General features: G+C 60.4%; 16 protein-coding genes. 6 read left to right on the forward strand and 10 right to left on the reverse strand.

The window, feature by feature from the left end:
- Positions 1–110 precede the first annotated feature (110 nt).
- Both QMX86_RS14315 and pap read right to left on the reverse strand, forming a co-directional pair.
- Entirely contained in the window at positions 111–1295 is a 1185-nt protein-coding gene (locus QMX86_RS14315) for a thiolase family protein (RefSeq protein WP_122707365.1), read from the reverse strand.
- A 103-nt stretch (positions 1296–1398) separates the two neighbouring features.
- On the reverse strand, positions 1399–2913 hold the full coding sequence (gene pap, locus QMX86_RS14320) for a polyphosphate:AMP phosphotransferase (protein WP_016770941.1): 1515 nt from the start codon (positions 2911–2913) through the stop codon (positions 1399–1401).
- Positions 2914–3523: 610 nt separating this feature from the next.
- On the opposite strand from pap, the gene mnmC reads away from it, so the two are divergent.
- Positions 3524–5503 carry a bifunctional tRNA (5-methylaminomethyl-2-thiouridine)(34)-methyltransferase MnmD/FAD-dependent 5-carboxymethylaminomethyl-2-thiouridine(34) oxidoreductase MnmC gene (mnmC, locus tag QMX86_RS14325; protein ID WP_282386292.1) on the forward strand — a complete coding sequence of 660 codons (1980 nt, stop codon included), beginning with the start codon at positions 3524–3526 and terminating at the stop codon, positions 5501–5503.
- Between the two features lie 3 nt (positions 5504–5506).
- Here mnmC and QMX86_RS14330 read toward each other — a convergent pair whose 3' ends face one another.
- On the reverse strand, positions 5507–10330 hold the full coding sequence (locus QMX86_RS14330; RefSeq protein ID WP_282386291.1) for an NEL-type E3 ubiquitin ligase domain-containing protein: 4824 nt from the start codon (positions 10328–10330) through the stop codon (positions 5507–5509).
- A 318-nt stretch (positions 10331–10648) separates the two neighbouring features.
- Between QMX86_RS14330 and QMX86_RS14335 the strand changes: the two genes are divergently transcribed.
- The 4 genes from QMX86_RS14335 (at position 10649) to QMX86_RS14350 (ending at position 15933) form a co-directional block, all read left to right on the forward strand.
- Positions 10649–12421, forward strand: coding sequence for an N-acetylglutaminylglutamine amidotransferase (locus tag QMX86_RS14335; RefSeq protein ID WP_122707371.1), 1773 nt, complete (start codon positions 10649–10651; stop codon positions 12419–12421).
- A 3-nt stretch (positions 12422–12424) separates the two neighbouring features.
- Entirely contained in the window at positions 12425–14173 is a 1749-nt protein-coding gene (ngg, locus tag QMX86_RS14340; RefSeq protein ID WP_122707373.1) for an N-acetylglutaminylglutamine synthetase, read from the forward strand.
- Positions 14174–14345: 172 nt separating this feature from the next.
- Positions 14346–15536 (forward strand): osmoprotectant NAGGN system M42 family peptidase, encoded by a 1191-nt coding sequence (locus QMX86_RS14345; protein WP_024013890.1) that lies wholly within the window; start codon positions 14346–14348, stop codon positions 15534–15536.
- A gap of 169 nt (positions 15537–15705) precedes the next feature.
- The gene (locus QMX86_RS14350; RefSeq protein WP_003172962.1) at positions 15706–15933 is read left to right on the forward strand and encodes a YheU family protein; all 228 of its coding nucleotides are present in this window, start codon (positions 15706–15708) and stop codon (positions 15931–15933) included.
- A gap of 5 nt (positions 15934–15938) precedes the next feature.
- Here the strand turns inward: QMX86_RS14350 and csrA are convergent, their stop codons facing one another.
- From csrA to QMX86_RS14365, 3 genes are all read right to left on the reverse strand, one after another.
- Positions 15939–16124 (reverse strand): carbon storage regulator CsrA, encoded by a 186-nt coding sequence (gene csrA, locus QMX86_RS14355; RefSeq protein ID WP_024013891.1) that lies wholly within the window; start codon positions 16122–16124, stop codon positions 15939–15941.
- Between the two features lie 133 nt (positions 16125–16257).
- Positions 16258–16590, reverse strand: a complete 333-nt coding sequence (locus QMX86_RS14360; protein WP_282384860.1) for a YnfA family protein — start codon at positions 16588–16590, stop codon at positions 16258–16260.
- A gap of 63 nt (positions 16591–16653) precedes the next feature.
- Complete coding sequence (locus QMX86_RS14365) at positions 16654–17469, reverse strand: SDR family oxidoreductase (RefSeq protein WP_101156344.1); 816 nt, start codon at positions 17467–17469, stop codon at positions 16654–16656.
- 330 nt (positions 17470–17799) lie between these two features.
- Here QMX86_RS14365 and QMX86_RS14370 point away from each other — a divergent pair, with 330 nt between their 5' ends.
- The gene (locus QMX86_RS14370; protein ID WP_003183939.1) at positions 17800–17952 is read left to right on the forward strand and encodes a DUF3309 family protein; all 153 of its coding nucleotides are present in this window, start codon (positions 17800–17802) and stop codon (positions 17950–17952) included.
- Between the two features lie 72 nt (positions 17953–18024).
- Here the strand turns inward: QMX86_RS14370 and QMX86_RS14375 are convergent, their stop codons facing one another.
- The 4 genes from QMX86_RS14375 to QMX86_RS14390 form a co-directional block, all read right to left on the reverse strand.
- The gene (locus QMX86_RS14375) at positions 18025–20118 is read right to left on the reverse strand and encodes an LTA synthase family protein (protein ID WP_056788312.1); all 2094 of its coding nucleotides are present in this window, start codon (positions 20116–20118) and stop codon (positions 18025–18027) included.
- 314 nt (positions 20119–20432) lie between these two features.
- Entirely contained in the window at positions 20433–21038 is a 606-nt protein-coding gene (locus QMX86_RS14380; RefSeq protein ID WP_071173184.1) for an START domain-containing protein, read from the reverse strand.
- 40 nt (positions 21039–21078) lie between these two features.
- Positions 21079–21333 (reverse strand): YkgJ family cysteine cluster protein, encoded by a 255-nt coding sequence (locus QMX86_RS14385; RefSeq protein WP_071173185.1) that lies wholly within the window; start codon positions 21331–21333, stop codon positions 21079–21081.
- Positions 21334–21496: 163 nt separating this feature from the next.
- The gene (locus QMX86_RS14390) at positions 21497–21970 is read right to left on the reverse strand and encodes a translation initiation factor 2 (RefSeq protein WP_110601639.1); all 474 of its coding nucleotides are present in this window, start codon (positions 21968–21970) and stop codon (positions 21497–21499) included.
- Positions 21971–22009 lie beyond the last annotated feature (39 nt).

Here is a 22009-nt window from a genome sequence, read left to right on the forward strand (position 1 = left end):
CCGCTGAACCGTGGCGCTGCCTTCGCGAGCAGGCGCGCTCCCAAAGGGGAATGCGATCACCTGTGGGAGCGAGCCTGCTCGCGAAGGGGCCTGAACGGGCAACCAATCCTTTAGCGCACCGCCTCAAACAACCCACTCGCCCCCATCCCGCCACCCACGCACATGGTGACGATGCCGTAGCGCAGATTGCGCCGCTGCAATTCCCGGATCAAATGCCCGACCTGACGCGAGCCGGTCATGCCGAACGGGTGGCCGATGGAAATCGAGCCGCCATTGACGTTGTACTTGTCGTTGTCGATCTCCAGTCGGTCGCGGCTGTAGAGGCACTGCGAAGCGAATGCCTCGTTCAACTCCCACAGATCGATATCCGCCACTTGCAAACCCTTGGCCTTGAGCAGTTTCGGCACCGAGAACACCGGGCCGATGCCCATTTCGTCCGGCTCGCAGCCGGCGACGGTGAAACCACGGAAAAACGCTTTCGGTTTGAGCCCCAGCTCCAGCGCTTTGTCCAGACTCATCACCAGTGTCATCGAGGCACCGTCGGACAGCTGCGAGGAATTGCCCGCCGTCACCGAACCGTCGTCGGCGAACACCGGTTTCAAACCGGCAAGGCTTTCGTAGGTGGTGTCCGGGCGGTTGCAGTCGTCGCGCTCGACGACGCCGTCGACAATCTGCACTTCACCGCTGTTCTTGTCCTCGACGCGGTATTTCACCGCCATCGGCACGATTTCATCATCGAACAAACCCGCAGCCTGAGCCTGGGCCGTACGCATCTGGCTTTGCAGCGCATAGCGATCCTGGGCCTCGCGGCTGACACCGTAACGGCGCGCCACCACTTCGGCGGTCTGGCCCATGGTGTAGTAGATGCCGGGGGTCTGTTGCTTGAGCAGCGGGTTGATCAGGTGATCGGTGTTGACGCTTTTCAGGGTCAGGCTGATCGACTCGACGCCGCCGGCAACGATGATGTCGCTGCAACCGGAGGCGATCTGGTTGGCGGCAATTGCAATCGCCTGCAAGCCCGACGAGCAGAAACGGTTGAGGGTCATGCCGGCGGTGCCGGTGCCCAGGCGCGACAGCACCGCGACGTTGCGGCCGATGTTGTAGCCCTGCGCGCCCTCGTTGGAGCCGGCGCCGACGATGCAGTCCTCGACGCTGGCCGGGTCGATATCGTTGCGGGTCAGCAGCGCATTGACGCAGTGGGCCGCCATGTCATCGGGGCGGGTCTGGTTGAACTTGCCGCGAAAGGATTTGGCCAGGCCGGTCCGCACGCTGTCGACGATCACCACTTCACGCATGGCATACCTCATTGTTGTTGTCGGTTGAGAGTGGACCTGAGCATAAGTCCACCTTCTTGCCGACCGCGAGGATCATTCACCCGGCGTATGCGCGGCCATCGCTTCAGTCCTTGTGCTTTTTGGCCTTCTTGTCGGATTTCTCGAACGCGTCTTCCAGCGCGCGGTTGATGGTGCGCAATACTTTCACCCGCGCCCAGCGTTTGTCGTTGGCCTCGACCAGCGTCCACGGCGCGATCTCGGTGCTGGTGCGATCGACCATGTCGCCGACCGCCCGGCGATAGTCGTCCCACTTTTCCCGGTTGCGCCAGTCGTCCTCGGTAATCTTGAAGCGTTTGAAGGAAATCTCTTCGCGCTCCTGAAAGCGCTCCATCTGCGTGTCCTTGTCGATGGCCAGCCAGAACTTGACCACGATGACGCCGGCATCGGCCAGTTGCTCTTCGAAGTCATTGATTTCGCCGTAGGCGCGCAGCCAGTCGGCCGGGGTGCAGAAGCCCTCGATCCGCTCGACCAGCACCCGTCCGTACCAGGAGCGGTCGAACACGGTAAATTTGCCCCGCGCCGGAAGGTGTCGCCAGAACCGCCACAGATACGGTTGTGCGCGCTCTTCTTCGGTCGGCGCGGCGATCGGGACGATGCTGTACTGACGCGGATCGAGCGCGGCTGCTACGCGGCGAATCGCCCCGCCCTTGCCGGCCGCGTCGTTACCCTCGAACACCGCCACCAGCGCATGGCGGCGCATGCGTTTGTCGCGCATCAGCCCGGACAGACGCGCCTGTTCGGTGATCAGTTGTTCTTCATAGTCTTTCTTGTCCAGACGCTGCGTCAGGTCGAGGCTGTCGAGCAGGTTCAACTGATCGACCGGCGTGCCCAGCGGTGCGGCACTGACTTCGTGGGGATTGACGTCGGCGCGCTTGAGCGCACTTTGCAGGCCTTCGAGGAGAATCTTGCCCACCGCCAGGCTGCGGTAATTGGCATCGACGCCTTCGATGACATGCCACGGCGCGTAATCGCGGCTGGTACGGCGCAGCACCCGCTCGCCGTATTTGACGAACTTGTCGTAGGTCTGCGACTGCTGCCAGTCCAGCGGACTGATGCGCCAGCTGTGCAGCGGGTCGTCGGCCAGCGATTTGAGCCGCGCTTTCATCTGCTTCTTGGACAGGTGAAACCAGAACTTGAAGATCAACGCGCCTTCATCGCAGAGCATTTTTTCCAGACGCTCGGCGCCGGCGATGGCCTGGTCCAGACGCGGATCCTTGAACAGTCCGTGCACCCGGCCCTGGAGCATCTGGCTGTACCAGTTGCCGAAGAACACGCCCATTCGCCCTTTGGCCGGCAGCATGCGCCAGTAGCGCCACGCCGGTGGCCGCGCCAGTTCTTCATCGGTTTGTTGGTCGAAGGTGCGCACTTCGATCAGGCGCGGATCCATCCATTCATTGAGCAGCTTGACCGTCTCGCCCTTGCCCGCCCCTTCGATGCCGTTGATCAGGATGATCACCGGAAAGCGCTTCTGCTGCTGCAACTCGAACTGCGCTTCCAGCAAGGCTTCACGCAGCGCAGGGACCGCCGCCTCATAAGTGTCTTTGTCGATGGCGTGACCGATTTCAGCGGATTCAAACATTGGACGGCTCCTTCCAGGGTTCAACAAGACTAGCGGATTGGGCACGGGCGCAGGACAGAAATTCCCATGAACTCAGGACGGGATGAGAACTTTGTGGTGAGGGGATTTATCGTTGACTGGCTGTGCAGTATTCGTAGATCCGGGAAGTGCGGTTTGGATCGGGAAAACGGGGTGGATGGTTTTGGGACTGCTGCGCAGTCCAGCGGGGATAAATCCCCTCGCCACAGGGTTCTTTTCACTGCGAGTCTTGTGGTTTTGGGACTGCTGCGCAGTCCAGCGGGGATAAATCCCCTCGCCACAGGGTTCTTTTCACCGCGAGTCTTGTGGTTTTGGGACTGCTTCGCAGTCCAGCGGGGATGAATCCCCTCGCCACAGGGATCTTTTCACCGCGAGTCTTGTGGTTTTGGGACTGCTGCGCAGTCCAACGGGGATGAATCCCCTCGCCACAGGGTTCTTTTCACCGCGAGTCTTGTGGTTTTGGGACTGCTGCGCAGTCCAGCGGGGATGAATCCCCTCGCCACAGGGTTCTTTTCACTGCGAGTCTTGTGCTGGATCAGGTAGTACCGGCGTGATCGGCTAGAATGGCCGCCTTGTGTTTGCCGAGCCTGCCATGAAAGCCGAAATGCCCCACGCCCAACTCGACTGGGACGACCAGGGACGCCCACGTTCGCGGGTGTTTGATGACGTGTATTTTTCCGATCAGTCGGGGCTGGAGGAAACCCGTTACGTGTTTCTTGAGCAGAACCGTCTGGCCGAGCGCTTTGCTGCGCTGCCGGCGGATGGTCGGCTGGTCATTGGCGAAACCGGCTTCGGCACCGGGCTGAATTTTCTCTGCGCCTGGCAGTTGTTCGAACAGCACGCGGTGGCCGGCGCGCGTTTGCATTTTGTCAGCGTCGAGAAGTACCCGCTGGCGCCTGCGGATCTGCGCCGGGCCTTGGCACTGTGGCCGGAACTCAAGCCGTTGGCGGATCAGTTGCTGAGGCATTACGTGGCGATTCATCAAGGCTTTCAGCGCATTACTTTGGCCGAAGGTCGAGTGACGCTGACCTTGCTGATCGGCGATGCGCTGGAGCAACTGCCGCAACTCGATGCGCAGATCGACGCGTGGTTTCTCGATGGTTTCGCACCGGCGAAAAATCCGGACATGTGGACCGCTGAGCTGTTCGTCGAACTGGCGCGTCTGGCCGCACCGGGCTCGACCATCAGCACCTTCACCAGCACCGGTTGGGTAAGGCGTCTGCTCAACGCTGCCGGGTTCAAGATGAAGCGCACACCGGGCATCGGCCACAAGTGGGAAATCCTGCGTGGCGAATTTCTCGGCTGGCCCGCCGAGGTGACGGCGCCAATGCCGGTTAAACCCTGGTTCGCCCGCCCTGCTCCGTTGCGCGGTGAGCGCCGGGCGCTGGTGATCGGCGCCGGTCTGGCCGGCTGCGCGACGGCGTCGAGTCTGGCGGCGCGCGGCTGGCAGGTGAGTCTGCTCGAGCGTCACGCGGCGGTGGCGCAGGAAGCGTCTGGCAACCCGCAAGGCGTGCTCTATCTCAAGCTGTCCGCCCATGGCACGGCGTTGTCGCAGTTGATCGTCAGCGGCTTCGGTTACACCCGGCGCCTGCTGGAAAGCCTGCAACGCGGCAGCGACTGGGATGACTGCGGCGTGCTGCAATTGGCGTTCAATGCCAAGGAAGCCGAGCGCCACGCGCAACTGGCGGCGGCGTTTCCTGAAGATCTCTTGCAGTGGCTGGAACAACCCGAAGCGCAGGCTCGCGCCGGTGTCGGCGTGGCCCACGGCGGCTTGTATTACCCCGAAGGTGGCTGGGTGCATCCGCCGGCACTGTGTCAGGCCCAGGCGATGCACGCCAACATTGAATTGCTCAGCCATCACGAAGCTTTGGAACTGCGCAAAGTCGCTGACCAGTGGCAAGCCTTCGACGGCGAGCGTTTGCTCGCCAGTGCGCCGGTGGTGATCCTGGCCGGTGCTGCCGAAATCAAACGTTTTGCCCAGAGTGCCGAATTGCCGCTCAAGCGCATTCGCGGGCAGATCACGCGTCTGCCTGAAACCGCAGAAAGTCGTGCGCTGGCCACCGTGGTGTGCGCCGAAGGCTACGTCGCCCCGGCGCGTCTGGGCGAGCACACCCTGGGCGCGAGTTTCGACTTCAACAGCGACGACCTGACGCCCACGACTGCCGAGCACCAAGGCAATCTGGCGATGCTCGAAGAAATTTCCAGCGATCTGCTGAGCCGTCTGAACATCAGCGAGCAGCCAATTGAGAACCTTGAGGGCCGCGCAGCCTATCGCTGCACCAGCCCCGATTACCTGCCGATTGTCGGCCCGCTCGCTGATCTGCAAACCTTCAATCAAACCTACGCTGCGTTGAGCAAAGACGCCCGACAGGTGTCGGACATCGCCTGCCCATGGCTCGATGGTCTGTACGTCAACAGCGGCCACGGTTCTCGCGGGCTGATCACCGCGCCGCTGTCCGGCGAACTGCTCGCCGCGTGGCTGGACAACGAGCCGCTGCCGTTGCCGCGCAGCGTGGCCGAAGCGTGCCATCCCAACCGGTTTGCCTTGCGCAAACTGATTCGCGGCAAGTGAATATCAGATGTCCGGCATCACACAGAGGCCGAGATCCATCAGGCGTATGGACTCTTCGGTCAGGCGCTTGATCACTGCCTCTTGTGCCTGCTCCTTTTCAAGCTGGAGGGCATTCGCCTGACTCACATAGTCGGCACTGAGGAGGGTGTCCGCCTGCTCATCGAGGGCACTCATGCGCGGCGCGAACGATTCATCGATCATTGAAAATTTGCGCGTAAACGTACGCTTCAGATAATCACGCCAGAACGTTCGCTCCTGCATGTATTTCAGCCATTGCGGGGAAAGTTCGGCAGTCATCACGCGATTTCTGGCGACCTCAAGATCAGCGGCTGTCACGCCACTCTGGGCATCGAACAGCATACCTTTCGGTTGACCGCGCAGCCCCAGCTCATCGGTCAGACCGATGCGATAAGCAAGGTTCATTTCCAGTGCATCGACCTTCGGCGCCCGGAGCGAATGCTCCAGGGCAATTTCTTCCAGCTTGTCCAGCCTGAACAGACTGCGGCCCAGTTCCAGCAGAGCTTTGGCAGTGACCTTGCGGCCGCTTGCCGCGCTGGTTACCCGCTCGACTTCCACCTCGACTTCCAGGCGACTGAACACCAGCGTTGCGTTGTCGGTGCAATGAAGCGGATCGGCAGCCGTGTCGAGCACTTGTTCACACAGCGGCCCGTCAGCTTCGGCCGCCTTCAGTACCGTCCAGACGCGTCGCTGCAAGTCGGCGCTGGCCTTTTTCCCGTCCGCGGTATCGCCCAGTTGCGCCAGCACGGTGAACAACCCATCGGCCTTCGGCTCGTTTCGCAATGCCGTCCAGATGCGCGTCTGTTCTGCCCACTCCTCGCCACTGTTCTTGGTCAACCAGAGCGAGCGGGCGTGTTGCTCGTTCATCCTGGCGATGTCATTGGGGAGGTAGTCCATACCGATGCCGAAATTATCGCGATAGTTTTCCAGATGCGTTTTGCTGCGTTCGGAAAAAGGATTCAGTCCCAGCTTGAGTGCGCTGGTGAAATGGCGTGTTTTCTGGAATAACCAGTCGGGCAGCTCTTTGATTTTATTCCCGGTCAGGTTCATCAATTCAATGTGGACGGAATTGGACAGGCCTTCTGGCAGTTCCGTGATGCCGGTGTCTTGCAGGGACAAGCGGCGCAGTTGCGTCATTTGACTGAAATCCGGGGTGGCGCCCAACGGATTCTTGTCCAGATTCAGGTAGCGCAACGTGCTCAGACTGTTCAGCTTCGCCAGGGTCTGTTCGGTCAGTTTGAGCTGATTGCCTGCCAGACTCAGCCGTTGCAGACGCGGCATGTGCGACAACACTTCAGGCAACCGGGTGATCGTGTTGCTGCCCAGTTCCAGTAGCTCGAGCTGTTTGAAGGACTTGAGGAAGTGCGCGACATCATCACCCAGCGCCATGTTGCGCATCGACAATTGCTCTATGTGGTCGAAGCTCACCGACGGCGGCAATGTTGGCACCTTACCGATGCGCATGCCGTCAAGGTTGAGGGTACAGAGGCTTTTTCCCTCTTCGTTGGTGGCCCAATGAAAGCGTCGAAATCCTTCTTCGATCAACTCGGCGGCGATTTTCCGGCTGTGCCGCGCTTCGGCCAGATCGCCACCCATGGCTTTCAGGGCCGCGGCATCTTCGCTCCAGACAAACAGAACGTCACGCAGGGTCTGCAGATCCTGACGCAGGGCTTTGATGCGGGTCGCACGGCTCAACGGATCATCACCCAGCTCATCGAGCAATTGGCTGAGCTGCTGCTGATTCAAGCGTGGATACAGTTTGCGCGCCTTGCGCAGCAGCGCCCGTGAATGCTCCGTCCCGGCAGCCTGATCGCTCTGCATGCAGGCCGGCTCGACAAGCCGAGGCTCAAACGTGCCGCGAACCAATGTCTGCGCCGTCTCCTCGCGTTCGTCCAGCGCCGCATCGAGCAATTTGCTGCGCAAGCGCACCGTGTCGGCCTGCGCAGACTCGCCCAACCCGGCGGCCGTCCGCTGACGCAACGGCAGCGCTTTGAGAATCGCGCTGTACAGATCCCCCGGCGCTGCTGCCACTTTGCCAAGTGACTTGCCGTCGCCACTGAACGCCTCGTAACCGGCAGCAGACTTCACCAGCGAGCAGGTATTTTCGGGTTTCGCAGAGGCATCGCCGATGGCTTCCAGAATTGGCCCGGCGAGTGTCTTGTCACGCACTTGCAAGCGCAATTGTGCATCCCAGCCGCTCAGTCGTGGCAGCAACTGAATGGCCAGTTTGTCGGTATCGGCATTGGCCAGTCGTGGCCAATGCAAACCCGTCAGGGCACGATCGAGTCGCACTGCGTTGATGTTTTGCCTGACGCGTTGCCCCATCCGCAACGGCACCTGCCCGGTCTCGCGCAGATGCAATCGTTCGATACTCGGCGCGCGCTCGATCAGCTGCTGCCCATGGCGCGTCGTAATGGCGGCAAAGACCTTGCGCAACTTCAGCACATCGTCCGCCTCGCTCCGGTCATAACGCTGATACATACGCTCAAGCACCTCACGATGATCCGTCTTCAGCGCCGCGCCGAGCTTCTTCGCCAGCGCCGACTCTTCCAGGCTGGCGGCGGTTTTACTGCCGAGCAGAGCATCGACTTCGTTCTGGTACAGGCCATCAATGACCGTTCGCAGCAACTGCCCCGCCGCCAGTTGTTCACGGCTGACTGCCACGCTCAGAGCTTCGTCGGGCTCGCGGGTCAATGGATAAGTTGCCTCGACGCTGCCATCGGCGTCGGTAACCTTGATGTAGCGGTCGGTTGGCCAGCCCTTGAGCTTGGGCAATGCATGCAATTGCTCCTCGGCGGGCTGACCGGAATGTACTTCGCCGGCCTGCAGTTCGCGGGTCAGCTGGCGCAGTTGACGGGAGAGACGCACGCGTTCCACCGTGTCGCGCAGACGCTCCGGCAACGCCAGGTTATCGTTGAACGCCTGGAGCAATTGGTCATGACTGGTGCCACTGAGCCGACGCATGTTATCCAGGTCGCTGTCGGTGAATTCGCTCAGGTGCGGGTCGATGCGTTTGAGTGTGTACGCAGAACTGCCCCACTCCTCGGGCTCTTCGCCAGGGATGCGCCAGCCCCCCTCAACGTGTCGGGCCAACTCCGGGGCATAGGCGTCAGCGCGACTGGCATGCTCCAGACGCCACAGGCTGGCATCGGCATCGTAACTGCCGGCAAAGAATCGATGATCGACACGCCCGAGGGTTTTGCGGCCCACCTGATAAAACTCCTTGGAGCTGGCATCAATGGTGAATCCCGCCGGAAGTGAATGCTCATAGGCAACGAGATCGGGCTTCCACAGACGTGCCTTGCCTGCGTGATTGAGGATGGCCCGAAATTGCCCGAAGAACTCCGGGTGCGAGCGCAGCAGTTTGCCGCCCAGCGTGCCCAACGCCTTCTGCCCGCCGGCAAACGCCGCCATCAGCGCGATGTTCTCCACCACGCTGAGCAGGTGCGAAAGCGCTTGCTGATGATCGCCACGCTGCCAGTCTTCGACCCCTTCATACACTTCGCCGAGCAACTGCCCGACCGCAACGCCCATCATCAGTTGGCCAAGGACCGGCACAAACATGCCTGCCACTGACGCGATGGTCACACCCAGCTGGAGAAAATCCAGCAGACGTTTCTGGCGTGCGTCCTCATCGATATCTGCCGTCGGCACTGCCAGTTTGCGCGCATCGATCTGTAATTTGCCGACGTGACTCTGCACCATGAAATCAAAAAGCGGGACACTCATCGACAGTTGCCTGATGAGGCCCAACTCGCCCTTTTCCTCGAACGTTTTGAAGAAATCGGCCTTGTCATCCTCATCAAGGCATCGACCGAAATAATCCTTGTAGTCCGGTTTGCGCAGTTGTTGCGTGAGATAGTTTTTGAAGGCATTGAAGCTCGGATATTCGTACAACGCCCTCTCGGGCTCGCCCGCCATGTAGACCAGGCAACCATCCTCGGGATGTTCCTGCACCGAGCGCGCGCAGAACACCACGACGCCCCACACGCAGCTGTCCAGTATCTCGATGCCCTGCATGATCATCGGGTCGTTGCCGTGGCGCAGGGTTGCCGACGCCACGCCCTGGGCATCAATCAGGTCCTGCAGCATGCGCAACCCCTGCGGAGTGATATCAGCCTTGAGCGCGGCCAGATGGGCGTCGAGCTGCAACAGGCTTTTTTTTATCGCGCCAATGTCGCGGGTCAGGACACTGCTGGTCACGACTTTGCCGTCGGCATCGCGCAGGCCGAAGACTTGCTGGAAATGTTGCTGATATTTCTTGCCCAGGTCGAGCGTGCGGCACAACGCGGCGAACGCCTGCGGTGTCAGGCCCTGCACTCCCGCAGGCGCACTGGCAATGCGCACGACACTGCCGGACGGGAAACCATCGGCTTGCTCCTCGTCTTCAGTGAAGTTCTGCATCGCCGCCTGCAGCAGGGTTTGCGCGGCGTGTTTTACAACATCGATACCCGCCTGGTTGGTCGCCGTCGCGTCGCAGCCGCAATCGTCACCCGGCAGACTGAGCACATCCTGTTCGACGTCATAGACCGCCGGCCACTTGGCGTTCAACGCAGCGGTGAGTTCTTTTTTGCAGAAACCGCGCAACGATTGCAATCCGGCCAGATCCTTGGCCACTTTGAGCTGCAGGCGATGCAGCTCGCGAGCGGTCTGATCCAGCGTGGCCAGCGTGTCGGGCGAAGCCTTGAGCAAATAAGGCGGCAGACTTTTCTCCAGGGCCTCGGCCGTGTCGAGGTCTGCGGTGGCTTCCAGCAGCGTGCCGAGCACTGAAGATGGAGCAAGGTTTTGTTTCTGTTGCTGCACTGACATGGCAATAGTCCTTTATTGCTGTTGGGGCTTCTGACCTTAGCGATGGTGTGAATGAATTGATAATGGAAAAAACTGCTGGCAAATGCCGCAAACACACGCAGTTTTTCGGCCTATAAAACAGCCCGCTACCGCCCCGCAAAAAAAACCGGCTAACGCTGCCAGGGCGCCCTCTAGCACCGACCTGCAGAGGCCGTAGCGCCGCGCTTATAACTTATCGATCTAAAACTCCACCTACCGAGACAGGTCAGTTTTTGAGTACCCGCACTTTTCGCGCGGTACGGCTTGACCTTCCCCAACGGAAAAACCGGTAAGGACTTTATGTGCGGATTAGCTGGCGAGTTACGTTTTGATCAACAACCTGCAGACCTTGCAGCGATCGAGAGAATCACCCATCACCTGGCCCCTCGCGGCCCTGACGCGTGGGGCTTCCATGCCCAAGGGCCAATTGCCCTGGGCCATCGACGCCTGAAAATCATGGACCTGTCGGACGGCTCGGCGCAGCCGATGATCGACAGCCAGCTGGGCCTGTCCCTGGCGTTCAACGGTGCGATCTACAACTTCCCGGAATTGCGCGCAGAGCTTGAAGCACTGGGTTATGCCTTCTATTCGGGTGGCGACACCGAAGTGCTGCTCAAGGGTTATCACGCCTGGGGCGAGGCACTGCTGCCGAAGCTCAACGGCATGTTCGCCTTCGCCATTTGGGAGCGCGATGCAAAGCGCCTGTTCATCGCCCGTGACCGTCTCGGCGTGAAGCCGCTGTACCTGTCGCGCACTGGCCAACGCCTGCGCTTTGCCTCAGCACTGCCGGCGCTGCTCAAGGGCGGCGACATCAACCCGATCCTCGATCCGGTGGCGCTCAATCACTATCTGAATTTCCATGCCGTGGTGCCTGCGCCGCGCACCTTGCTGGCCGGTATCGAAAAACTGCCGCCCGCCACCTGGATGCGCGTTGAGGCCGATGGCCGCACTGAGCAGAAAACCTGGTGGACCCTGCCCTACGGCCCGAATGAAGACGAGAAAAACCTCAATCTGGAAGACTGGGTCGATCGCGTCCTCGACAGCACCCGCGAAGCGGTGGCGATTCGTCAGCGCGCGGCAGTGGATGTCGGTGTGTTGCTTTCGGGCGGTGTCGATTCGAGCATGCTCGTCGGCCTGTTGCGCGAAGTCGGCGTAGAAAATCTGTCGACCTTCTCCATCGGTTTCCAGGATGCCGGCGGCGAGCGCGGCGACGAATTCCAGTATTCCGACCTGATCGCCAAGCACTACGGCACCCGCCACCATCAGTTGCGCATCGACGAGAAAGAAATCATCGAGCAACTGCCCGCCGCGTTCCGGGCGATGAGCGAGCCGATGGTCAGCCACGACTGCATCGCTTTCTATCTGTTGTCCCGCGAAGTGGCCAAGCACTGCAAAGTGGTGCAGAGCGGCCAAGGCGCGGACGAACTGTTTGCCGGTTACCACTGGTATCCGCAGGTCGACGGCGCGGCAGATCCTTATGCGGCCTATCGCGATGCATTCTTCGATCGCAGCTACGACGACTACGCGTCGACGGTCCAGCCGAAATGGCTGGTCGACCACGATGCGGCGGGCGATTTCGTCAAACAGCACTTTGCCCAGCCCGGCGCCGAGGCTGCCGTGGACAAGGCGCTGCGCCTGGACAGCACGGTGATGCTGGTCGATGACCCGGTCAAACGCGTCGACAACATGACCATGGCCTGGGGCCTGGAAGCGCGTACGCCGTTTCTCGACTATCGACTGGTCGAACTGTCGGCTCGCGTTCCGGGCCAATTCAAGCTGCCCGACGGCGGCAAGCAAGTGCTGAAAGAAGCTGCGCGCCGGGTCATTCCAAGCGAAGTGATCGACCGCAAGAAAGGCTACTTCCCGGTGCCGGGTCTCAAGCACTTGCAGGGCGACACGCTCAATTGGGTGCGCGAGCTGCTGCTGGATCCGAGCCAGGATCGCGGCCTGTTCAACCCGAGCATGCTCGACAAGCTTCTGACTGATCCGCAAGGCCAACTGACCCCGTTGCGCGGTTCGAAACTGTGGCAACTGGCGGCCCTGAACCTGTGGCTCAGTGAACAAGGAATCTGATTGATGAAACCCCATGCCACGTCCATCAACCAACGCCTGTTACGTGGTCAGGCTCCCTCGTATGAACGTTTGCAGGCGCGCCTGGCCGAAGACGGCAGCGAGCCTGCCACCGCCCCGATTGCCGTGCATTGCGGCTGGGGCCGGCTGCTGATCGGCCATACCTTTCCCGACCCGGCGTCGCTCGCGCAGGAGCTGCTCAACGAGCAGCCCGGCGAACGCGATATCGCCCTGTATGTTGCCGCACCGCAGCAGATTCTCGGCCTCGAGCCGACGCAGCTGTTTCTCGATCCATCCGACACCCTGCGTTTATGGTTCAGCGATTACCGGCAGGCCACGCGGGTGTTTCGCGGCTTCCGCATTCGTCGTGCGCAAAGCGAAACCGACTGGCAGGGCATCAACCGTTTGTACCAGGCGCGCGGCATGTTGCCGATCGATCAGGAGCTGCTCACCCCACATCATCAGGGCGGCCCGGTGTACTGGCTGGCGGAAGACGAAGACAGCGGCGCGGTGATCGGCAGTGTCATGGGCCTCAATCATGAAAAAGCCTTCAACGATCCGGAACACGGCAGCAGCCTGTGGTGCCTGGCGGTCGACCCGCATTGCTCACGCCCGGGCGTCGGCGAAGTGCTGGTGCGACATCTGGTCGAGCACTTCATGAGTCGCGGCCTGGCTTATCTGGATCTGTCGGTGCTGCACGACAATCGTCAGGCGAAAAACCTTTACGCCAAACTGGGTTTCCGCAACCTGCCGACCTTCGCCATCAAGCGCAAGAACGGCATCAACCAGCCGCTGTTTCTCGGCCCGGGTCCGGAGGCGAATTTCAATCCTTACGCGCGGATCATCGTCGAAGAAGCCCATCGGCGCGGTATCGACGTGCAAGTGGATGACGCCGACGCCGGGCTGTTCACCCTCAGCCATGGCGGCCGTCGCGTGCGCTGCCGCGAGTCGTTGAGCGATCTGACCAGTGCGATCAGCATGACCCTGTGCCAGGACAAAAGCCTGACCCACAAGGTGCTGAAAGGCGCAGGTCTGAAACTGCCCGCGCAGCAACTGGCGGGCAATGCCGACGACAATCTGGCCTTCCTCGATGAACACCAACGGGTGGTGGTCAAACCTCTCGATGGCGAACAGGGCCACGGCGTCGCCGTGGATCTGCGCACCATCGAAGAAGTGCAGAAGGCCATCGAAACGGCGAAGCAGTTCGACAGCCGCGTGCTGCTGGAAAGTTTCCACGAAGGCCTTGATCTGCGCATCGTGGTGATCGGCTTTGAAGTGGTGGCGGCGGCGATTCGCAAGCCCGCCGAAGTGGTCGGCGATGGTCAGCATTCGATCGGTGCGCTGATCGAAGCGCAGAGCCGCCGCCGGCAAGCGGCCACCAGTGGCGAAAGCAAGATTCCGCTGGACCACGAAACCCAACGCACGCTGCATGCCGCCGGTTACGACTACAGCAGCATCCTGCCGGCCGGCGAGCATCTGTTCGTGCGGCGCACGGCCAACCTGCACACCGGCGGGACGCTGGAAGACGTGACCGACATTCTTCATCCAACCCTGATCGACGCGGCAGTGCGCGCGGCGCGAGCGCTGGACATTCCAATGGTCGGGCTCGATCTGATGGTGCCGGCGGCGGATCAGCCCGAGTACGTGTTCATCGAAGCCAACGAACGCGCCGGCCTGGCCAACCACGAACCGCAGCCGACGGCGGAGCGCTTTGTCGATCTGTTGTTTCCGCATAGTCAGCCGGCGATCTCTTGATTACCCAGCGGCTGCACTGACGCCATCGCTGGCAAGCCAGCTCCCACAGTTCCCGCGGTATACACAACACTGTGGGAGCTGGCTTGCCAGCGATGAGGACCGATCAGGCGCCACAAATCTTTCTCTCATCGAAACCATCGGTGTGCTCAACCCATCAGGAGTTTCCATGACCATGACCACACAAATCCCTGAACCGGATCTGGCTTACCTGCAAAAAGTCCTGCTGGAAATGCTCGCGATTCCCAGCCCTACCGGTTTCACCGACACCATCGTGCGCTATGTCGCCGAGCGTCTCGAAGAGCTGGGCATTCCGTTTGAAATGACCCGGCGCGGCACCATCCGCGCGACGTTGAAGGGTAAAAAGAGCAGCCCTGACCGCGCGGTGTCTGCGCACCTGGACACCATCGGCGCCGCCGTGCGTGCGGTGAAAGACAACGGTCGCCTGACCCTCGCCCCGGTCGGTTGCTGGTCGAGCCGCTTTGCCGAGGGTAGCCGAGTCAGCCTGTTTACCGACACCGGGGTGATTCGCGGCAGCGTGTTGCCGCTGATGGCGTCCGGGCATGCGTTCAATACCCAGGTCGATGAAATGCCGATCAGTTGGGACCACGTCGAACTGCGTCTGGACGCCTACTGCACGACCAAAGCCGATTGCGAATCGCTGGGCATCCATGTCGGCGACGTGGTGGCCTTCGATCCGCTGCCGGAGTTCACTGAAAGCGGCCATATCAGCGCCCGCCACCTCGACGACAAGGCCGGCGTCGCAGCGCTGCTCGCCGCGCTCAAGGCGATTGTCGACAGTGGCCAGGAACTGAACATCGATTGCCATCCACTGTTCACCATCACCGAGGAAACCGGCAGCGGTGCAGCGGCGGCATTGCCGTGGGACGTCAGCGAATTTGTCGGCATCGACATCGCACCGGTCGCCCCCGGCCAGCACTCCAGCGAACACGCGGTGAGCGTGGCGATGCAGGACTCCGGCGGGCCGTATGACTATCACCTGTCGCGGCATCTGTTGCGTCTGGCCGATGAACACGAATTGCCGGTGCGCCGTGACATGTTCCGCTATTACTTCAGCGATGCGCACTCGGCGGTCACCGCCGGCCACGACATTCGTACTGCCCTGCTCGCTTTCGGCTGCGATGCCACGCACGGCTACGAGCGCACGCACATCGACAGTCTGGCGGCGCTCAGCCGTTTGCTCGGCGCGTACATTCTCAGCCCGCCGGTCTTTGCCAGCGATGCGGCGCCGGCCAATGCTTCACTGGATCGCTTCAGCCATCAGATTGAGCATGACACGCAGATGGAAAGCGAAACCCGCGTGCCGCCGGTGGACAGTCTGGTGGGGCAGCGTTCTGACAGTTGAGCCTTCGGTGAACAGATAACCGCCTTCGCGAGCAGGCTCGCTCCCACAGAGATCGCATTTCAAAGGTGGGAGCGAGCCTGCTCGCGAATGGGCCGGCAAGACCGATACAGAACTGGCAGACAAAACCCAATCCCCGTAGCATCCCGACATTGATTTGACCGAGGTGCCCATGCTCATTCCCCACGACGCGCTTGAAGTCGACACCCTCACCCGCCTGATCGAGGATTTCGTCACCCGCGACGGTACCGATAACGGCGATGACACCCCGCTGGAAACCCGCGTCCTGCGCGTGCGTCAGGCACTGACCAAAGGCCAGGCATTGATCGTGTTCGATCCGGAAAGCGAGCAGTGCCAGCTGATGCTCAAGCACGACGTACCCAAGCATCTGTTCGACTGAAACCGTCAGCCAGCCTTCGCCGCGGCTTCCTTGCGCTTGATCCGGTCATAGACCTCGGCGCGGTGTACATGGACCTTTTTCGGCGCCTCGACGCCGAAGCGCACGCTGGAGCCGTTGACCGACAGAACACGCAGGGTGATGTCGTCTCCGATTGAAATCAACTCACCGACCACACGGCTGAGTACAAGCATGGGATTCATCCTTCAGGACTGGCAAACCCTGAAGATGCGCGGCTTACAGCGTCTTCACAATCCACGACGAGCAAATCAGTCTTGCCCTACAGGCGCCCACGCCCGCAGCTGTCAGACGCTTCGCACAAAAGCCTCAGGCAGCGGAAAAGCGCGGCCCGAACAGAATGATGCTGGCACCGACCACGCACAGGGCCATGCCGATCCAGTCCGAGCCCAGCGGACGCATCCGCTCGACCACCGCCAGCCAGCCAATCGAAGCAACGATGTAGATCCCGCCGTACGCCGCATAGGCGCGCCCGGCGTAGGCCGCTTCAACACGGGTCAGCAACAGCGCGAACAGGGTCAGGCTGAGCAACGCGGGAATCACCCACAACGCACTCTTGCCCTGGCGCAGCCACATGTAGAAGGCAAAACAGCCGGCGATTTCAAACAGCGCCGCAAGGAAGAACCACAAGTAATTGAGCATGGAGGCGTCTCGACAGGGTGACCGTGGCGGCCACCCTAACGACGCGGCGGGAATCGAACAAGATCAAGCGTTGTTTTGTTTGGCCTTGGCGCGCATTTTCTCGGCCATGGAAGTCATCTCGTTGTAGAGCAGTTGCGGATTCTTCTGTTTCAGCGCCCAGGCCATGCGCCCTTGTTCGTGGGGCAGGATCATGAACTCACCGGCGGCGACTTGCTGATAGATGTAGTCAGCGATGTCGGCGGCACTGATTGGCGAACTTTCCAGCAACTTGCCGACCTGGGCTTTCATGGCCGGGGTCGGGCCACGGAAAGAATCGAGCAAGTTGGTCTGGAAGAACGACGGGCAAACCACATGCACCGCCACTTCCTGCTGCGCGAGTTCGATCAGCAGACTCTCCGACAACGCCACTACGCCGGCCTTGGCCACGTTGTAGTTACTCATTGCCGGGCCTTGCATCAACGCGGCCATGGAGGCGATGTTGATGATCTTGCCCTTGCTCTGTTCCAGCAGCGGCAGGAACGCTTTGCAGCCCTTGACCACGCCCATCAGGTTGATCGCGATCTGCCAGTCCCAGTCTTCCAGAGACAATTCGCTGAAAAACCCGCCCGAGGCGACGCCGGCATTGTTGACGATGATGTCGATGCCGCCGAGCTTCTCTTCGCAGGCCTGGGCGAAGGCGGTGAGCTGACTGTAATCGCGCACGTCACAGCGCTGGATGAAGCCGTCACCGCCCGCCTCGCGCACCAGCTTCAGGGTTTCCTGCAGGCCGGGCTCACTGACATCGGACAAGGCCAGCCGCCAGCCTTCACGGGCCCAGCGCAGCGCGATTTCGCGACCCAGGCCTGAGCCTGCACCAGTGATCATCATGCGATTTTGCATAGCGGACAGCCTTGTTGTTCCGGGAGAGATGCGCCGAGTGTAGCGAAGGAACTTCGTTCACCCACGCTCCATCCAGTTGCTGAATGGAGGATCAAAAGATTCCAGCCGTCATCGTTTTTGGGATGGTCTCCTGTAGGAGCTGCCGAAGGCTGCGATCTTTTGCTTTTTTGCTTTAAAGGAAATAACCAGCCAATCCAAATACATTAAAAAAACATTGAATTTTTTTTCATCGGCGCAAGTCGGAACATGTAAGCCGGCTGGAATTTAGTTGCTCTCCAGCTGCCCACTGAGCATCAAGACTCCTCCAGACTCTGAACAAGGAAATCACCCATGGGCACAATTCTAATCATCATCCTGATCCTGTTGCTGATCGGTGGTCTGCCGGTCTTCCCGCACTCCAGAAGTTGGGGTTATGGCCCGTCGGGTATTATCGGCGTGGTGTTGGTCGTGCTGCTGGTGCTGTTGTTACTCGGCAAGATATGACGATTTGAAGCTGTAAAAAAAGAGGCCCTTGTTCAAGGGCCTCTTTTTTATTGCGTGAACTTTAACGAGTCATCAGTCCGGCTTGCCGTGAATGACACCGGCGGTGTTATCGAGCAGGCTCTTGGTCGCGGTTTGCAGGAACGCTTCAAGTTTGAGTTTGAGTTCGGCAGTGCGCGGCGCGTCCGGTACAACTTCGGCGTGCGGGTTGGCGCCCAGCTGATATTTCCAGATTTTCGGGCCCATGTCCTTGTCACGCGGCAACACCAGAATCTCATCGGCGGTGACGATGGCGGTGGTCTGCTCGCTGCCAGATGGCTTGATCACACCGAAGCCGGTGTCGCCCTGCGGCAGGTTGAGCAGGTCACGGCCCCAGCACTGGTGACGCACTTCGCCACCGAGGCGGCCCATGATGGTCGGCACGATGTCGATCTGCGTGCCCACGGTGTGGTCGCGGGTACCGAACTTCTGCTGGATGCCCGGGGCAATCATCAGCATCGGCACGTTGAAGCGACCCAGGTCCATTTCGGTGATCTGGCGCTCGTTGCCGAAGCCGTGGTCGCCGACGATGACGAACAGGGTTTCGTTGAAGTACTTCTCTTTGCGCGCCTTCTCGAAGAACTGGCCGAGCGCCCAATCGGAATAGCGCATGGCGGTCAGGTGTTCGTTGAGGCTGCCACGGTCAGTGACGCGCTCGACCGGCAATGGCGTCGGCAAGGCGTACGGTGTGTGGTTGGACAGGGTTTGCAGCAGCGCGTAGAACGGCTTGCCGTTTTCCCGCGCCTTCAGTTCCTGCAGGCCACGATCGAACATGTCCTGGTCGGAAACGCCCCAGGTCGGGTCGGAGAACACCGGGTTGACGAAGTCGTTACGGCCAACGAAGTTGGTCATGCCCTGGTTGCTGAAGAAACCCGACTGGTTGTCCCAGGCGAAATCGCCGTTGTAGACATAGACGTCGTCATAGTCGCGGGCGCTGAGCAACTGCGGCAGGCCGGACAGTTTGTGGCTGCCTTCCGGGGTCTGCATCAGGTATTCGAAACCTGGCAGGTTGGGGAAGCAGGCCATGGTCGCGAACATGCCCTGGTGGGTGTGGGTGCCGTTGGAGAAGAAACGGTCGAACAGCAGACCTTCCTTCGACAGCTTGTCCAGGTACGGGGTGATATTGCCCGGCGCGCCCAAAGCACCGACCGAGTGACCGGCCATGCTTTCCATCAGGATCACCACGACGTTCTTGATCGGCAGGGTCTTGTCGGCCGGCGGCATGTAATCACGGCGTACAGCGGCGATGTCGGCATCGACCAGTTTGTCGTCCGGCATCAGCAACATGTCGCGCACCACTTGCTGCGCCTGTTCCTGCGGCAGCGTGGCTTTCCAGATGTTGTCGCGGTCTTCGCCCATGCGCGCCTTGGCTGCGGCGACCAGCGACAGCGTGCCATTGAGGCCGAGCTGGTTGGCGAAGTTGGAATCGGTGGTGTAGACGTCACCCCAACGCATCGGCGGGCCTTGACGCAGGGTGCCGCGAGCGGCGACGACGCAGATCAGCAGGCAGACCACGAACACCGCCAGGCGGGTGTACCAGGGCGCAACCTGACGGGAGCTGACGCTGCCGCCGCTGAACGGTCCGCGCGGGCGGGTGGCACGGTCGGCGCCTTTGAACGCCAGGGTCAGAATGACCGTGCCGATTACCCATGCCAGCACGTAGCGCACCACCGGGAAACCGTACCAGAGCATGCTCATTACGGTTTTCGGGTCTTCCTTCACGTACTGGAACACCAGACCATTGAGGCGCTGGTGAAACTCGCGGTAGAAGTCCATCTCCATCAGGCCGAGGAACAGCGCGATGCTCGAGGCGACGGTCAGCCACAGACGGAAGAAACCGCGCGCGGCCATGGCCCGGGCACTGAACAGCGCCAGCACCAGCGGAATGCACAGGTACACCACCAGGCGCAGGTCGAAACGCAGACCGTTGACGAACGCTTCAAGGAAGGTCGCGGCCGGGGTGTCGAGGATCATCTCGCGGTTGTAGACCAGCAGCGCGAGGCGCAGCGCGGAAAACATGACCATCATGACCAGTGCGCACAGCAGCGTGTAGGCCAGATGCGATTTGACGGTCGGTTGCAGCAGGCGAGCAGAAGATCGCTGCTGATTCAGGGCGTCCGGGTTTGCCATGTCGTTTTAGGACCCATTGGAAGTTGAAGTTGCAAAAATACAGCGGCGCCAGGCCCTCTATTGGTCAGTCCAGACCCCGGGGCGTGCGCGGTGCGCAAATGTTGCACGATCGTTCACACCATTGCCATTGATTACTGCCCTGCTCTTCGAGACTTTCATTCAAAGGGCTGGCAGCGCAACGGCAGGCAACAAGTGCGGGCGAATTGTCTTGGAGACTTTGTGAAAATTTCGTGCAACGCATATCTGGAAATACAATTTAGAGACAAAACAAAACGCCCCGAACCGGTCGGGGCGTTTTGCTTACAGCCAATTGATTATTTCTCGGCGCGTTCTTTCAGTGCTTTCAGGGTATTGAATGGTGCATCGACCACAAACTTGTTGGCGACCATGGCCGGCACGCTACCGCCCGGCTCGGTGTGCACCTGATAAGTCACTTCAACCTGATCGCCTTTAGGCACGAACTTCCAGAAGCCCTTGACTTGCTGGACCCGCACGAAGCCTTTTTCTTCCGGCAGATAGGTCGGCACGCCTTCAAGATTACGAGTCAGGCTGCCATCGGCACCCTCAACAGTGGTGATTTTCAACACCGAATCACGCGGGGTCACCGGCCATGGCGTATTGAATTGCGAATAGGTCCAGCTCAGATCGCCTTCGTGCTTGAGCAGTTTCTGGCTCTTGCATTCGTGAATCCACGCGCAGGCGCCGGAGACGTCTTCCTGCAAGGCACGCAGTTTGGCAACGGTGGTTTTCATCAGCGCGACGCCTTGGTAGGACTTGTAATCCGAACCGGGTATTTCGCTCAGGGAAACCTTGATGCCGTCTTCGTTCTTGGCAACTTTCCAGTCTTCCGCGTGGACGACCGAAGTGGCAAGTACGGCAGTCAGACCACACAACACAGCGATACGGTGCAGCGAACCCATAGTGTTATTCCTTATTGTTGAAGTTCCGTTGGTGAACACATCATGCCGCCGTCATCTGCTCCCACCAGCCGATCAATCTGATCGCTTCTTGCGAACTGCTGCCGCAAACCTCGACATCCGCAGCGAAACCCGAGCAGACAGCCGGACGTTCCGGACGGCCGAAAATGCTGCACAGGTTATCGACCGAAAGTTGCACGCAACGTTCGCCGGCGGGTTTGCCATCGGGCATGCCGGGAATCGGCGAACTGATGGAGGGGGCAATGCAGCAAGCGCCACAGCCTTCACGGCATTTCATGACGAACAGATCCTCGCGACGGGCGATGTGTAAAGAGACGGGAAACAGAGTAACCGCTAAAACGACTGTTTCAAATTGCTACGAGCGGGTTTTCAACGATAAGTAAAAGTGACCGGGCAGTCTCCGACGAAGCGTCTGCTCTGCGCGTCGCGGATGGCCAGCGCTACTGTTTGAATTCGAAATCCAGCGCCGCACCTTCCACATCGCGTCGCGCTTCGTTGCGCAATTGCAACTCCATTTCATTGCTGAGCAAGCGGCCGTTGAGCTGGAAGCCGTTATCTTTCTCGCCAAACATCTGCGGCAGGATCGCCTCGCGTTTGGGCAGCTCCACGGTGCCCTTTGGCTTCAGGTCTTCAACCATATCCTTGGGCAGGCTGAGATCGAGTTTTGCCGGCGGCAATTTGGTTTTGGCCACTTCGCTGGCAGGTTTCGATTTCGAAGCAACCGGGCGGCGCTTCTTTACCGTGGCGTTTTTTTGGGCCTGGGCTTTTTTTGCAGGCGCTGTGGTTTTAACGGTTTTCTTCGTGGTACTGGTCGCTGCCGGTTTTTCCTGGGCTGCGGCCGCCATGACACCCGGTGCCTGACCGATCATCAACAAACCCAGCAATACCCACGCGGCAGGAACAATGGCTTTCATGGACCCAACGAACTAACGGCAGAGGGCCACATGCTCGCT

Source organism: Pseudomonas sp. PS01270 (genome assembly GCF_029959775.1).
GTDB lineage: Bacteria > Pseudomonadota > Gammaproteobacteria > Pseudomonadales > Pseudomonadaceae > Aquipseudomonas > Aquipseudomonas atacamensis.